This window comes from Pseudobacteroides cellulosolvens ATCC 35603 = DSM 2933, assembly GCF_001262605.1.
GTDB classification, from domain to species: Bacteria; Bacillota; Clostridia; order Acetivibrionales; family DSM-2933; genus Pseudobacteroides; species Pseudobacteroides cellulosolvens.
In genome coordinates, this window is record NZ_LGTC01000001.1 from 4,585,739 (window position 1) to 4,600,457 (window position 14,719).

Below are 14,719 nucleotides of genomic sequence, written 5' to 3' on the forward strand. Positions count from 1 at the left end.
TATACTCCCTACCTTCCTGATATACCAACACGGTTTACCAATGTATCATATATTTCACTTAAAGTAGATATCATTTTTGCTGCTGCAGTATAAGCATGTTGATATTTAACCATGTTTGACATTTCCTCGTTCAATGACACACCAGAAACAGAAGATCTTCTATTCTCAATCTGTCCCATTATTACAATCTGTGTCTTTGATATTTGCATGGCTTGTTGGGTATCTATTCCCAGAGTGGATATTAATGCCTTCATATAATCCTCCGGATTACCTTCCATAAAAAGGTGTCCGTCATGTCTCATTTCTATAAGATTTAAAAGGTTTGACCCATCTTCTGAAAGGCCTGAAGTAGATGAAGCTGCTATATTATACTCTCCGCTTTCCTCATGAATTAGGTCACCACTTATTGAAAAGTTTTTTGCAGTCAACTTATTATATAAATTACCGATATCATCCACTGAATTTGCACTTCCTATAAACTCGGACGTATAAATTTCTGATACGGCATTCTGTTTATGGGACCAGCCTTTCATTGTAAAAAGCCTTATGCCTGCTGGGCTTGTGGATCCCCCTGGTTTCTTCATCCCATAGCCATCCGCATGACCCGAAGTAGTCTTACTATAGATTGTACCGTTCAGATCATCTGTTTGAACTGTAATTCCCTCATTCATTGCAAGAGCAAACTTTCGTACAAATTCGTTCAGTTTTTTTACGTAAAAGGGAACACCTTTATAATTTGGTGATGCTCCATTTCCCTGATCAACACCTTCATTACCATCTCTCATATCGATATAGCCCTTCAATTCGCCACCTTTAACTTCCAGTAAATTTCCATCCTCCCATGATACTTCATAGAGGTTTTCTATGTCTTCATCCACATTGAGCTTCTTTTCCCTCTGCTCAACCTTTAATTGGGACAGGCTGTAATGATCGACAAATGCCTTTCCATTTATGGTTATTAAAAAGTGTTTTTCCTGCTGTCCATTTGGAAGCACCCCAACAGCAACTTCACTTGCCTGTACATTCACAAGCTTCGATAGCTTATCCACCAGATAAGTTCTTTGATCCCTTAAATCATTTGCCTTGTTGTTATCTATCTCAGCAGCATATATCTGTTTATTGAGCTGTTGTATCTGTCTGCCATATGAGTTTATTTCATCAACTTTTAACTTTATATTATAATTAAGATCTGACTGCAGCTTTTCCAAATGAGCCGCAACAGAGTTAAAATACTTAGTAAGGGTTACTCCCTCACCTATTAAAAGCTTTCTTGCAGCCAAACTGCTTGGATCTTTGGATAGCTCCTGAACAGCTGCAAAGTAATTGTTTATTACCACGTTAAAGCCGCTGTCCGAAGGTTCATTGAAAGTTTTTTCAATGTCAGTAAGTTGAATGGCTTTAACATCCCATTCTCCAAATGTATCACTTTCACTCCAGTATTTAAAGTCAAGATACTCATCATGAATCCTGTCAACTGAAGCTGATAGTGATCCCGTACCTATCATACCGGTACCATCATGTACAGACATGGCAGGTGCAGCAGTCTGCACAGACATCTGTCTGGAATATCCCGGAGTATTTACATTGTTTATATTATGGTTTATAACATCTAACCCTCTTTGAGCTGTGTATAACCCGTTTGAAGCTACATTAAGACCAAAAAACGAAGACCTCATACCACTTTCCCCCTGACAATTTCCTTACATTTACCTTCCAACAAGCCCTAATTTATTAACTATTGATTCAAACATTTCATCAAACACATTTAAAACTCTGGCTGCTGCATTATACGCGAACTGATATTTCATCATGTTGGTCATTTCTTCATCCATAGAAACGCTTGTAATAGCCTGTCTTGCACTGTCTGCAGAATTTACAAGGGTTGTTTGTCCGGTAGATGCAGTTCGGGCTTCCGAACCTCCATTACCAATATCTCCAACTATAGACCGGTAAAAATCATCGAAATTCTGAACATTGGATGTATTGCCCATCATAGCCTTATGCCTTAATTCATAAATAGCAGTCGCCACTGTGTTGTCCCCTACCGATCCGTTTACTGATGTAACAATATTCTTAAGGTCAGAAAGCTTGGGGTTAACCATTATGTTTCCCATTTGCATTGGATAATATGGATTAATCGGTACAAAGAAATCTATCCCATTGGTTCCATTTAAATTGTAACCGCTCCTGTGGAGACTGTTTACTTCTCTTGTTAAAGCATTAACCATTAAATTTATCCTGTTTTTCAGGTTTGATATTATATCATTTGATTCAATTGTGTTTCCATAAATACTGTTTCTTACAGTTTCTGAAACACTGTCTATAATGCTGGTACCAGAGGCTGCATTATCAATAAACTTTGCTCCACTGGCATCTGTAAAACCCTTTAGTGAATTCTTATTTGATATATCGGATATTATTGCAGTATTTATTCTATTATTTTCGAACTGAGTCCCCAATGTATTTAATCCTGTTGGATCTATTGAATTATTGGAATATATAATAATTTGCCTTGATACATTTCTCCATTCTGTAAGTATATCGGCTTGATTTGCTGCATTTTCAGCATCCTGCAGTGCCGGTACTGCAATACCGGTTGCAACAGTGTTTTTAAAGCTTATGCCAAGCCCTGAATCAGTACTACCAATCTGATCCTTAAAAGAATTTATATCCGGTACATAAACTCCATTTGAGTTAGCAGCCGAATCCACAAATGTAGTAGGTGCGGTAATTCCCGTACTGTCAAAGGTTACGTACCCCAGCCTTACACCTATACCCCTGCTTGTATAATCATTTACAATTTTATCAATATTGTTATAAAGCTCATCTCTTCTTGCAGCACTATCATCAGTATTAAATGCAAATACCAGGTCAATCTTGTCATTTGGTGATCCATTTCCAAAACTGCCTATTGTACCTGCTACTTCCCCCCTGGCTTCCATGAGCCCTTTAATGACCCCGTTTTTTATGGGAACCAAAGTACCCGTTTTTTCAAGTGCAACAGCAGAAAACATACTTCCTTTTTGGTTCTCAACGGTTTTCAACCTCTCGCTGATGCCGCGGCTAACTAGAAAATAACCACCTATTGTTATTTCTACCTGCCCATCCTGGATTTCATTAATAACGCAATCAGCCAGCTTGGAAATTCTGTCAAGCAGGACATTTCTTTGGTCCCTTAGGTCATTGGCACTATCGCCTGCGGTTTCTACCGATAATATTTTGACGTTCAGATCAGCTACATTCTTTGTTATGCCATTAATCTCATCCACCTTGACCCTAAGCTCAGAGTCCAGATCCGATTGTAGCTTGTCAAACTGACTTCCCAAATGGTTTATATATTGAACCAAAGCTTCTCCTCTTTGGCGTGTAAGAGCTCTTGTTGTAAGACTTTCCGGATTTTTGGATAGTTCATGCCAGGAATTCCAGTATTCATTCATTACAGATTGAAGACCTTCATTCATTGGCTCACCCATTACTGCCTGTATATCATTAAATGTTTTCTCCCTTGTTTCCCAATAACCAAGACTCTCGCTTTCCATCCTGTAAACATTATCTAAAAATGAATGCCTTATTTGTCTTATTTTTTGAATATCCGCACCCAATCCAAGATCATAGCCGTTTTCCCTTTGGTACAGTGAATCCTTCAGTGCAACCTGTTGCCTTGCATACCCAGGGGTATTTACATTGGATATATTATGTCCTGTAACGGACAATCCTCTTTCATTTACATAAAGACCGGATCTGGCAATTTCAATACTTGCAAAACTTACACCCATTTGCTACACCCCTCGTTAACTTTCATTTAGCCATTCCATATTTCTATATTTTAAAGTCAAATCTGCTTTCCACCTTGACGTTTGACTTTTCAGCATCAATACCGTAATTGTTGTCCTGGCTTTTACTAGCTGAACAAAGATTTATCGAAAAATCTATATAATCCAATGAATTTTTAATAAGCCTGGAATTTAAATCATTGAGCTCTACAAGCTTAGAAACAAGTTTTTTTAGTCCTTGCTGACGTTCCTTAAGTTTATCCTTTACCGGCCCTTCTGCATTATCTATGAGGGCTGACAAAGTTATTTCATCCAGCTTCATTTGTAAGGCCTTGGATATTTTGTACGTTATAATTTCCCTTTGGTTCTCAATCTGGGTAACCTTGATAATTAACTTTTGCTCTGCTTGAACCATTTTCTCAAGCTCGTCTACCTTTCCCTCAACTATAACGGTGGTTTTTTCTTTTGAAATTTTATATATATCACTATATATATTAAATTCCTGATCTAAAACATTTATCAATTCATTAAAAATCATATCCAAAATTGACACCCCCACACCATAATTTCCAATTCATAAGAATTTATCTCCTTATAGCAATATTTGCGGGATATAAATATCCCGCAAAATTTTGGTCAAGTCCGTTACTGCTACTCATTTTTATTCTTTATTGAATTAATCAACTTATCAGCCAGATCATTACTGCTTATATTATATTCTCCTTTATCGTACTTATCCTGTATGCCACTGACCTTATCGTGTCTTATATCAGGAATGTCCTTTAACGTTTTCATTGCTGTTTGAAAATCCTTTGCCTGATTGGATATTGATATAATATCCTTTTTAGTTGTAGTAGATTCTGTCTTATCAACCTTGCCTACATTTTTGTTCTTGCTGTAGATCCCGGAGACTTTTGATACATCTCCATTAATTCTCATAATTACCACCTACCTTTAAAAATTTAAAATATTTACTTTTATTTATATAAACTTATATAAATTCAAATTTTCTATTGTTTTTGAAAATATATTTAATCATATAATACAATTTGTATGATACTGGGATTTATAAAGAATTTTGTTAATCCCTATATATAATATTAACATATTTCCGTTACAGCATCATTTTAATATACAAAAATTCTATCTCTTATTATTTATATCGGCACTTCACTAATATAATTTATAGTTTTATTTAAACACAATTACCTACTCAATAACATTATCGGTGTCACATTTATTATACTTTACACTTTTTTGAAATAAAAATGGATTTTTTATTTATTTTTAGCATTTTTATTTAAAAATCTCATTTCAAACCCTTTATTACCTGTGGGAGATGAGGCAATAGTTTCATTAATCTCAGCAGCTGTTTTTTGGAAGTCCTTTGCAAGCCCTCCTGAACAAGCATCACAAAATCGCCCAGACCTAATTGATTTACCGCAGCCTTCACATGACAGTACCATGTTAGCTTCGTCACCAACTATCTCCAGACGACCTTCCCTTAAATACCTTGTAATTTTCTGCATACTGATTTCCAAATCTTCAGATACCTTTGACATTGACGTGCCAGGGTACTTATACAGATATTCCTTTACCCTTTTGAAATCATCCTCGTCAACCTTGAGACAATCAGGACAAATTTGTTTTCCAACATAATTAAAAATTTGTCCGCACCTTTTACAATTTCTAATGTCTGGCATATTAATCCTCCACTCATGTAAATTTTTTACCCGAAGCAATTGCAACTGCTGTAACTTCAACAGCACCTGATTCTTTCAAAACTCTGCTGCATTCTGATAGCGTACTTCCTGTAGTCAGAATATCATCAATTAAAAATACCTTTTTTCCTTTAACCTTTTCAGGGTACAAAACCTTATAAGCACCTTCTACATTTGTAACTCGTAAACTTCTTTTCATTAGACTTTGAACACCTGTATTTCTAGCTTTCCCTAATACATAAGACTTCTCGCTGATTTTTAATAACTTGCTTATATAATTAGAGATCAAATAAGATTGATTATAACCTCTTTGATTTTGTCTGTCCTTATTAAGCGGTATACTAATGATTATATCTATGTTATCGATTTGGGTAACCTTCATGATCTTATCTGCCAACAGCTTGCCAAAAGTCCGATAGAATGCCGGTTTATTGTAAAATTTATATCGTTTTATTGCGTCCTTTATTATGCCGCTATACTCGCAAAGACATATGCAGTTATCAAATGAATACAAAGGTCCTAGCTCATATAATTTGTCATCTAAAAAGGGTATTTTGCCATAACATTCATTGCAAATGGAAATTTTATTGTGAAACTCCATTAATTGTCCACAAAAAATACATTTTATCGGAAATACCAGATTAATAAGTTGTTTCAACATATAAAATCACCCGCTCATAAGCGTAAGTAATATTTTAGTCATTCCTTAATATATATCGGTATAAACTTATTTATTTGATAACTCCTGTTTTAAAAATATTTACTATTTTTTTATTTGTAAAGAAATTGTAGAATAAAGCTGGTTAAAGACATATACCGGTAAAGCCGCTGATAAGCTTTTCCGAAAGGCTTGAAAATCTTTGCATTTCCCTTAAATTATTGACCATAAGCTTAAGTACACTCTCATAACCTACAAGAATAACCATATCTTTAGCTCTTGTTATTGCAGTATAAAGGAGGTTCCTTGTAAGAAGTATTTCCGGCCCATTGAATAATGGTATTATAACCGCAGGAAATTCGCTTCCCTGGCTTTTATGAATGGTTATGGTATAGGCCAGTTCCAGTTCATCCAAAATACTGAAATCATACTCTACAATTTTATCATCATCGAAAATAACCTTGATAAAATGCTCATCATTATCAATTTCATGTATAATTCCAGTATCCCCATTAAATACTCCCTGTCCCTCAGAAGAAAACAGTCCAAGCTTTTCCCATCTTAAAGAATAATTATTCCTGATTTGCATAACACGGTCGCCTTCACGAAAAACAAAGTCTCTATAAGCTTTCTCTCTTTTTGATCTATCCTCAGGATTTAAGTATTTTTGAAGAACTTTGTTCATATTCAATACACCTGTTGGCCCTTTTTTGGTAGGTGTAAGGACCTGTATCTGCTTCATGGGATCATAATCATAAGTTGCAGGAAGCCTTTTGTAGCATAGCTCTGCAATAGTAGAGACAATTTGGTCTCCATTATTTCTTGGCATGAAGAAAAAATCCTTGCCTTTTACATTGAGGTAAGGCATGTCCCCTTTATTTATTCTGTGTGCATTAACTACTATCATACTTTCTTCTGCCTGTCTGAATATATCTGTTAATCTTACCAACCTAATCATATCGCTGGCAATAATATCCTTCAATACACAGCCTGCTCCCACTGAGGGCAGTTGATCAACATCTCCAACCAGTATTAGCCTTGTACCAGGTTCAACCGCTTTTAGGAGGCTATTCATAAGTACTATATCAACCATGGACATCTCATCCACTATAATGGCATCAGCCTCAATAGGATTTGCATCGGACTTTGTGAATACCATTTCATCATTATCTGAATTATAGCCGATCTCAAGGAGTCTATGAATGGTTTTAGCTTCAAACCCGGTAGTTTCGGTCATTCTTTTTGCCGCCCTGCCGGTTGGTGCAGTAAGAGCTACATTATACCCTTCACTTTGCATCAGTTTTATAATGCTTTTTATTATGGTAGTCTTCCCTGTCCCAGGTCCTCCGGTGATTATAATCACTCCATGCGTCAATGCCTCTTTTACCGCTAATAGCTGGTTTTCTGCAAAAACGATTCCTTCTTCCTCCTGGATATCATTAATTCTCTTTTCCAGCTTCTCAGGATCGTTATTAAACTCAACTGATGAAAGCATAATCAGTTTTTTGCAAACCGATGCCTCTGCGTTATAGAATGTACTTAGATATATCCGGTTACCATCCGGTCCCTTATCCATGAAAATAGCCTTGTCCATTAGCAGCCTGATACATGCATCTTTTATTTGATCAATTTCAATATCTAAAAGCTGTGAAGTCATCTCCATCAGTTTTTCTTCCGGAAGGTATGTGTGCCCATTGGTGGCAGAAAGGGTCAAAACGTGCTTTATTCCGCTGCACACCCTGTAAATTGATATAGGATCTATCCCTAAACTCATAGCCAGCTTGTCGGCTATTTTAAAGGTTATGCCAAATATCTGTTCAGACAGCTTATAAGGGTTTTCTTTTATCTCATCAATAGCCCTGTCACCAAAGACCTTATATATTTTCATAGAATGAACAGGGCTTATCCCATACTCTTGGAAAAAAAGCATAACATTCCTAAGTCCTTGCTGTTCATTGAAGGCTTGTCCTATTTTGATAGCCTTCTCCAGGCTAATCCCTTTTACAAGTGATAACTGCTGGGGTTTAAAGCCAATTATGTTCAGAGTGTCATCCCCAAATTTCTTAACGATTTTGGCAGCTGTGGCAGGCCCAATTCCTTTTAGCACCCCTGAAGCAAGATATTTTTCAATAGCTTCAGAGGTCTTTGGCAAAAGCTTTTCATAGCACTCAACCTTGAACTGCTCTCCATAATCAGGGTGTTCAACCCATCTGCCCGTAATCTTTATAGATTCTCCAACACTTATAAAAGGCATAAACCCTACAGCAGTAATTATGTCTTTGCTGTCTTTAACATCACAAACAGTATACCCGTTTGCTTCATTTGAAAATATAATATCCTCAACAGTTCCTTCTATAATAACAAATTCGTCCACTTTGACATGCTCCTCATGCATTTATAAGAACAAAATCATAAAGTGATTTGCTCAATATTTATATTATATACTATTAGATTTAAGGATACCATTCAAATTACTTTTCATACGTAACCATTACAGGTTATCCTTACCATTATTAAATTTCCTTGAATATTAATTCTTTATCATTCATATCAAAAATTTCTATCATGTCATAATTTCTCTTGAGCTTTTTTAATATTTTTAGTGTTTCATCCTGAGATCCCATATCAACTATGTATAGTTTACCATCGGAAACAATATCTCTTGAAGTTTCCGCTGCCAGTATTGTCCTTATAACACCTTCTACTGTATCCTGCTGGTTCTTAAGTAAAATCACCAGTTTTACACCAGGATTTTTAATATTTTTCCTTTTAGTAATTGATTCTATAGCACTAATAATAAGGGATAACATGCCATAAACAGCAAAGAGATATAATAGTATTTCAGGTATAAGGTCAAACAATATAAACACCCCCATAATCAATTTATTATGGAAGTGGGCAATTGGTTACAACATAAATTATGGTATGAATGAAAAGGGATTTACTGCAATATTTGTCATTGCAGTAAATCCCTTTTGGATAAATCAACAGTAAATATAGCGTATCAAACTATATTATTTCTGCTTCCCTTTTCAATACTTCTGCCTTATCGGTGTTTTCCCATGACAGCTCGGCATCAGTACGTCCAAAATGACCATAAGCAGCTGTTTTTCTATATATTGGCCTTCTCAAATTCAGTGTTTTTATTATTCCTGCCGGCCTTAAGTCGAAGTTCTTCTGAACTAATTTAACCAGCTTGTCCTCTGAAATCTTTCCTGTTCCAAATGTATCAATCATAATTGATACAGGTTTTGCAACTCCTATTGCATATGCCAACTGTACTTCACACTTCTTAGCTAAACCTGCTGCAACTATATTCTTAGCTACATATCTTGCAGCGTATGCTGCTGAACGGTCAACCTTTGTTGGATCCTTACCTGAAAAAGCACCACCGCCATGTCTTGCGTACCCGCCATAGGTATCAACAATAATTTTTCTACCTGTAAGGCCTGAATCTCCCTGTGGCCCCCCTACTACAAATCGTCCTGTAGGATTAATAAGGAATTTTGTATTTGCATCTATCAGTTCTGCAGGGATCACTGGCTTTATTACAAGCTCAATTATATCCTTTTCAATAGTCGCATGTTCAACATCTGAACCATGCTGTGTAGATATTACAACAGTATCTATTCTTACAGGCTTGTCATCTTCGTACTCAACTGTAACCTGTGATTTTCCATCTGGCCTTAAATAATTAACAACTCCGGCTTTCCTTATATCACTCAGCTTCTTAACAAGCTTATGTGCTAAGGATATAGGCATAGGCATAAGTTCAGGTGTCTCATCGCAGGCAAATCCAAACATCATACCCTGATCACCTGCACCAATAGCTTCAATTTCAGCGTCCGTCATTTCTCCCTTTTTAGCTTCAAGGGCTTTATCAACACCCATTGCTATATCGGGCGATTGCTCATCTATCGATGTAATTACAGCACATGTTTCACAGTCAAAACCATATTTTGCCCTGTCATAACCTATTTCCCCTATGGTATTTCTTACGATTTTAGGAATATCTACATAACAACTTGTAGTAATCTCACCCATAACCAATACCATACCTGTTGTTACTGCTGTTTCACACGCTACCCTAGCATTTGGATCCTTTTCATATATGGCATCCAAAACTGCATCAGATATCTGGTCGCATATTTTATCTGGATGCCCCTCTGTAACAGACTCCGATGTAAATAAAATTCTTCCCATTTCTACTCCTCCTTTTTATTTATGATAATCATCAATTCCTAAACATATAAAAAACCTCTTCAAAAATGAAGAGGCAATTATTTCTGCTTTCCTCATCTTTCAGATTATACTTTATATTCTGCAGGAATTGGCACCGATACAATTTGCCGGTTGCCGGGTTTCATAGGGCTCAGTCCCTCCACCTCTCTTGATAAGGGTAATATTTAATTTTAACTAAGGAATAATATAACATATACTGCTATATTTGTCAAGCAAATATCAATATACACTTATTTACAGTCCAAATATCAAACACTAGCAAAAATTTCTTCAAACTCTGGCCCTTCAATTTTTTCTTTTTCAAGTAAAACCTCAGCAGTTTTATGCAATTTGTTTATGTTTTCTTTCAGCAAACTCAAAGTTCTAGCATATGCATTATCAATTATACTTTTGATTTCACTGTCAATAATCGATGCGGTTTCATCACTATAATTTTTTGACTGAGCAAAGTCCCTTCCTATAAACACTTCATCATTTTCATTACCAAATATTAAATTGGAAAGTTTTTCGCTCATACCATATTTTATAATGATATCTCTGGCAACCCCATTTGCACGTTTTAGGTCACTTGATGCACCAGTACTAACTTCTCCTAAGACTATCTCTTCAGCTGCTCTTCCACCAAGGGCTACAACTATAGTTTCGATCAACTGGGACTTTGTATAATGCTTAATATCTTCATCCGGCCTGTAAGATGTATACCCTCCAGCCATTCCAGCCGGAATAATTGATATTCTGTCTACCTTGTTGGTAGTTGACACTATCTTTACCGCTATGGCATGACCTGCTTCATGATAAGCAGTTAATTTCTTTTCTTTTTCGCTCATAACACGGCTTTTCTTCTCAGGCCCCATAACAACCTTAAAAGTAGCCTCTTTAATTTCTTCTGTAGTAATCTGCTTTTTATCTTTCCTTGCTGCAAGCAAAGCAGCTTCATTAAGAAGATTTTCGAGATCAGCACCTGTAAAACCCGAAGTATTCTTAGCCAACTCATCAAGCATTACGCCAGGATCTAAAGGCTTTCCTCTTGCATGAACCTTAAGTATTTGTTCTCTACCTTTTATGTCAGGGTAACCAACAATAACTCTTCTGTCAAATCTACCAGGTCTTAACAAAGCAGGATCTAAAATATCCGGTCTGTTAGTAGCTGCCAGTATAATTACCCCCTCATTAAGTCCAAAACCATCCATTTCAACAAGGAGCTGGTTAAGAGTTTGCTCACGCTCATCATGTCCTCCACCAAGTCCTGCACCTCTATGTCTACCAACTGCATCTATTTCATCTATGAATACAATGCATGGAGAATTCTTCTTTGCCTGCTCAAATAAATCTCTTACCCTTGATGCACCAACCCCAACGAACATTTCAACGAAGTCGGAACCACTTATGCTGAAAAACGGAACTCCTGCTTCACCTGAAACAGCTTTAGCAAGTAATGTTTTACCGGTCCCCGGAGGTCCAACAAGCAATACACCCTTTGGAATCCTTGCACCGAGTTCAACAAACTTCCTTGGCTGCTTAAGGAATTCCACAATTTCTTTAAGCTCTTCCTTCTCTTCATCTGCTCCGGCAACATCTTCGAATGTCACCTTCTTCTTTTCATCTACACTCATCTTAGCACGGCTTTTGCCGAATGACATTACCCTGTTTCCGCCCCCGCCTTGTGACTGCTGTAAGAAGAATACCCAGAACAGTATGAATATGACTATAAGACCAACTGTAGGTAAAATTGTAACCCACCACGGAGCGGTTGAAAGCGGTTTCCCTTCCAAAGCTATTTGACCGTTCTTGACATAAGGATTAACCTCATCCATAAACTTATCAATTGATGGTATAATAACTGTATACTTTGTTTTTTGTGCTGTTACAACAGTTGCCTTACTACCCTCCAATGAAATAGACTGAACTTTATTCAGCTGAGATAGTAAATGTGTATAGCTTTTTGTTTCAGGATCCTGACTTAGACTAAATATAGATAGAATAGCCAGTATAATAACCAAAAGCACTATATAAAAACTTATTCCCTTGAAATACTTCAAACAGCTCACTCCTTATTATTTTATGAAAAAACATTAATTTACATATTGTACTGTCAGTGTTTTATATGAAAAGTGGTTAAACTTTTCATCATATTAAAACTCAATATATTTACATCCATATTTGCAAAATGTAAAAAGTCCGGTGATTTTAATATGATTATACAATACTATATATTAACATATACTTTTACAAAACTCAATAATGTATCAATTAAATAACTTCATTAAAAGTCATTATTTTTTTAACATAATTAATAATCTTTTAATATAATTAACTTTTATAAATTTCCTCATTAAGTATGCATACATCAGGCAAATTCCTGTACTTGCTTGCATAATCCAAACCATAACCTACAACAAACTCATCAGGTATGGTAAATCCTTTATAATCAATATCGATATCAACTTTTCTTCTTGAAGGCTTATCAAGGGCAGCAATAATTTTCACATCAAGAGGTCCTCTGGTATATAGCATTTCTTTAAGATACTTAAGTGTAAGTCCTGTATCTATAATATCTTCAACAATAATTACATGTTTATTTGTAATTGAAACATCAATATCCTTTATGATCCTTACCACACCTGAGGATTTCGAGGAGCTTCCATAGCTTGATACAGATATAAAATCAATTTCAACTGGAATTTTCAACTCTCTTATAAGATCAGCTAAAAATATAAATCCTCCCTTAAGTACTCCTACCATTATAAGATCCTTGCCTTCATATTCCATGGATATTTTATTTCCCAATTCCTTTACTTTTTCATTTAATTCATCCCTGCTAATCAATACCTTCTTTATAACGCTCAATTTCATTTCCCCCTGTGTGATGTAATTGACATTCCATATCATCCTTCAGTTCCAGTTTTAATATATATTTAGTATTTTCATTTACTTTAAATTTATCACTTGTTTTATTGCCTACTACCCAAACAATTTCATTTCCTATTGCTACTAGAAGTATTTTGTTTCTTTCATCTCGCGGAATTTTTTCATCAATAAAATATTCCTTAAGCTTTTTTGTACCTTTTCCATTTATAGGCTTAAACATGTCACCTTCTTTTCTATTTCTCAAATATATTCCCATTTTAAGGGCTTCATAATCAAAATATTGTACTTTTTCTTCCCTTTTGCATCTTTGAATATTTATATTTTCTGCATCTATCGGCCCTATAACCGCTGATTGGAGACAATAACTCCTGCCGTTAAACTTAAAAAAATTACTTCCCTGCATTGTTATTTCTATCTCAAATTTATTATCTTTTTGGTCTTTTATTGGTGTTGGGCTGTTTGTTCTTCTATAAGAAACAGAAAGAGTGTTATAAGATTTTTCCCCAATAAGTTTTCCAGGAAGACAAACCACTGCACCGGTTCTACCGTTAAATGCTAAACCTGACAATAGATCAATATGCTTCTTTTCAATCCCGTTTAAATTTCCTTTTATATCTTTTATAATATTCCTTAATATTCTATTCTTAATAGATTCATGAAAATCCTTTAAAATTTCAATATTAAGCCTTATTTTATCAGATTTTTTTTCAATTATGCATTTTTTCATAGCCTCAGCTGCATATTCCTCAATAAAAGAAATATCACAACTAACTATTTCTGCAGTTCTTCCAATACTTTCTATTATATTGGTATTAAAACACTTATTAATAAATGGTATAAGCTCTAACCGAATTTTATTTCTTGTATAAATATTATCTAAGTTAGAGCTGTCAATTCTAGGGTCCAATTCATTTGATAAACAGTAGTCTTCAATTTCATATCTGCAAACATCCAGAAGAGGCCTTATGATGTTATCCCTTTTGTACTGTATGCCTTTTAAGCCATCAGTTCCGGTGCCCCTTATTATATTCATAATAACGGTTTCAGCATGATCATTTTTATTATGTGCAACTGCTACCTTTTGTGCTCCTTTATTTTCAACATAAAACTGGAACTGCCTATACCTTGCAATCCGCCCTGCTTCCTCTATTGAAACAGATTCTTCCTTAGACAATTTTTTTATGTCTATTTTGTCTGAGTAAAACTCTATTGATAGTCTTTCGCAAAATTCTCTGACATAATTTTCATCTTTATCTGCTTCTTCTCCTCGCAGCATATGATTTATGTGAACAGCAATTATTTTAAAATTATAGATAGATGAGATATTATTCAAAATATGGACAAGGCAGACCGAATCAGGTCCTCCTGATATACCAGCGATTACAGTTTCCCCGACATTTATAAGATTATTACATTTAATTGTATTTAAAACTTTCTCAATTATGCTATTATTCATA

Annotated in this window: 12 protein-coding genes and 1 riboswitch; all 12 genes read right to left on the minus strand. The window is 35.4% G+C overall.

From position 1 onward, the window contains the following. Positions 1-8: 8 nt before the first annotated feature. Positions 9-1,676 carry a flagellar hook-associated protein FlgK gene (gene flgK, locus Bccel_RS18815; protein WP_036936586.1) on the minus strand — a complete coding sequence of 556 codons (1,668 nt, stop codon included), beginning with the start codon at positions 1,674-1,676 and terminating at the stop codon, positions 9-11. Positions 1,677-1,706: 30 nt separating this feature from the next. After that, complete coding sequence (flgK, locus tag Bccel_RS18820) at positions 1,707-3,776, minus strand: flagellar hook-associated protein FlgK (protein WP_036936583.1); 2,070 nt, start codon at positions 3,774-3,776, stop codon at positions 1,707-1,709. Positions 3,777-3,819: 43 nt separating this feature from the next. Next, positions 3,820-4,311 (minus strand): flagellar protein FlgN, encoded by a 492-nt coding sequence (locus Bccel_RS18825; protein ID WP_242853053.1) that lies wholly within the window; start codon positions 4,309-4,311, stop codon positions 3,820-3,822. Between the two features lie 113 nt (positions 4,312-4,424). After that, positions 4,425-4,712 carry a flagellar biosynthesis anti-sigma factor FlgM gene (gene flgM, locus Bccel_RS18830; RefSeq protein ID WP_036936580.1) on the minus strand — a complete coding sequence of 96 codons (288 nt, stop codon included), beginning with the start codon at positions 4,710-4,712 and terminating at the stop codon, positions 4,425-4,427. Between the two features lie 338 nt (positions 4,713-5,050). Further along, positions 5,051-5,476 carry a MerR family transcriptional regulator gene (locus Bccel_RS18835; protein ID WP_036936577.1) on the minus strand — a complete coding sequence of 142 codons (426 nt, stop codon included), beginning with the start codon at positions 5,474-5,476 and terminating at the stop codon, positions 5,051-5,053. Between the two features lie 13 nt (positions 5,477-5,489). Further along, positions 5,490-6,155, minus strand: coding sequence for a ComF family protein (locus tag Bccel_RS18840; protein WP_036936574.1), 666 nt, complete (start codon positions 6,153-6,155; stop codon positions 5,490-5,492). Positions 6,156-6,297: 142 nt separating this feature from the next. Further along, the gene (recD2, locus tag Bccel_RS18845) at positions 6,298-8,526 is read right to left on the minus strand and encodes an SF1B family DNA helicase RecD2 (protein WP_242853047.1); all 2,229 of its coding nucleotides are present in this window, start codon (positions 8,524-8,526) and stop codon (positions 6,298-6,300) included. A gap of 139 nt (positions 8,527-8,665) precedes the next feature. Next, complete coding sequence (locus Bccel_RS18850; RefSeq protein ID WP_050753629.1) at positions 8,666-9,013, minus strand: glycosyltransferase family 2 protein; 348 nt, start codon at positions 9,011-9,013, stop codon at positions 8,666-8,668. Positions 9,014-9,161: 148 nt separating this feature from the next. Further along, positions 9,162-10,355, minus strand: coding sequence for a methionine adenosyltransferase (gene metK, locus Bccel_RS18855; protein WP_036936568.1), 1,194 nt, complete (start codon positions 10,353-10,355; stop codon positions 9,162-9,164). A gap of 89 nt (positions 10,356-10,444) precedes the next feature. Next, positions 10,445-10,552, minus strand: a riboswitch (SAM riboswitch). Between the two features lie 90 nt (positions 10,553-10,642). Further along, a complete protein-coding gene (ftsH, locus tag Bccel_RS18860; RefSeq protein ID WP_036936565.1) occupies positions 10,643-12,433 on the minus strand; it encodes an ATP-dependent zinc metalloprotease FtsH in 1,791 nt (596 codons plus the stop codon). A 271-nt stretch (positions 12,434-12,704) separates the two neighbouring features. Further along, positions 12,705-13,241: a hypoxanthine phosphoribosyltransferase gene (gene hpt, locus Bccel_RS18865; RefSeq protein WP_036936562.1), complete on the minus strand. Its 537-nt coding sequence runs from the start codon at positions 13,239-13,241 to the stop codon at positions 12,705-12,707. Beyond that, positions 13,213-14,718, minus strand: coding sequence for a tRNA lysidine(34) synthetase TilS (tilS, locus tag Bccel_RS18870; protein ID WP_242853046.1), 1,506 nt, complete (start codon positions 14,716-14,718; stop codon positions 13,213-13,215). Before tilS ends, hpt begins: the two co-directional genes overlap by 29 nt. Position 14,719: the final 1 nt, after the last annotated feature.

Coding starts and splice junctions, on each gene's coding strand:
- flgK (WP_036936586.1), bottom strand. CDS start 1,676: ATGAGGTCTTCGTTTTTTGGTCTTAATGTAGCTTCAAACGGGTTATAC.
- flgK (WP_036936583.1), bottom strand. CDS start 3,776: ATGGGTGTAAGTTTTGCAAGTATTGAAATTGCCAGATCCGGTCTTTAT.
- Bccel_RS18825 (WP_242853053.1), bottom strand. CDS start 4,311: ATGATTTTTAATGAATTGATAAATGTTTTAGATCAGGAATTTAATATA.
- flgM (WP_036936580.1), bottom strand. CDS start 4,712: ATGAGAATTAATGGAGATGTATCAAAAGTCTCCGGGATCTACAGCAAG.
- Bccel_RS18835 (WP_036936577.1), bottom strand. CDS start 5,476: ATGCCAGACATTAGAAATTGTAAAAGGTGCGGACAAATTTTTAATTAT.
- Bccel_RS18840 (WP_036936574.1), bottom strand. CDS start 6,155: ATGTTGAAACAACTTATTAATCTGGTATTTCCGATAAAATGTATTTTT.
- metK (WP_036936568.1), bottom strand. CDS start 10,355: ATGGGAAGAATTTTATTTACATCGGAGTCTGTTACAGAGGGGCATCCA.
- tilS (WP_242853046.1), bottom strand. CDS start 14,718: ATGAATAATAGCATAATTGAGAAAGTTTTAAATACAATTAAATGTAAT.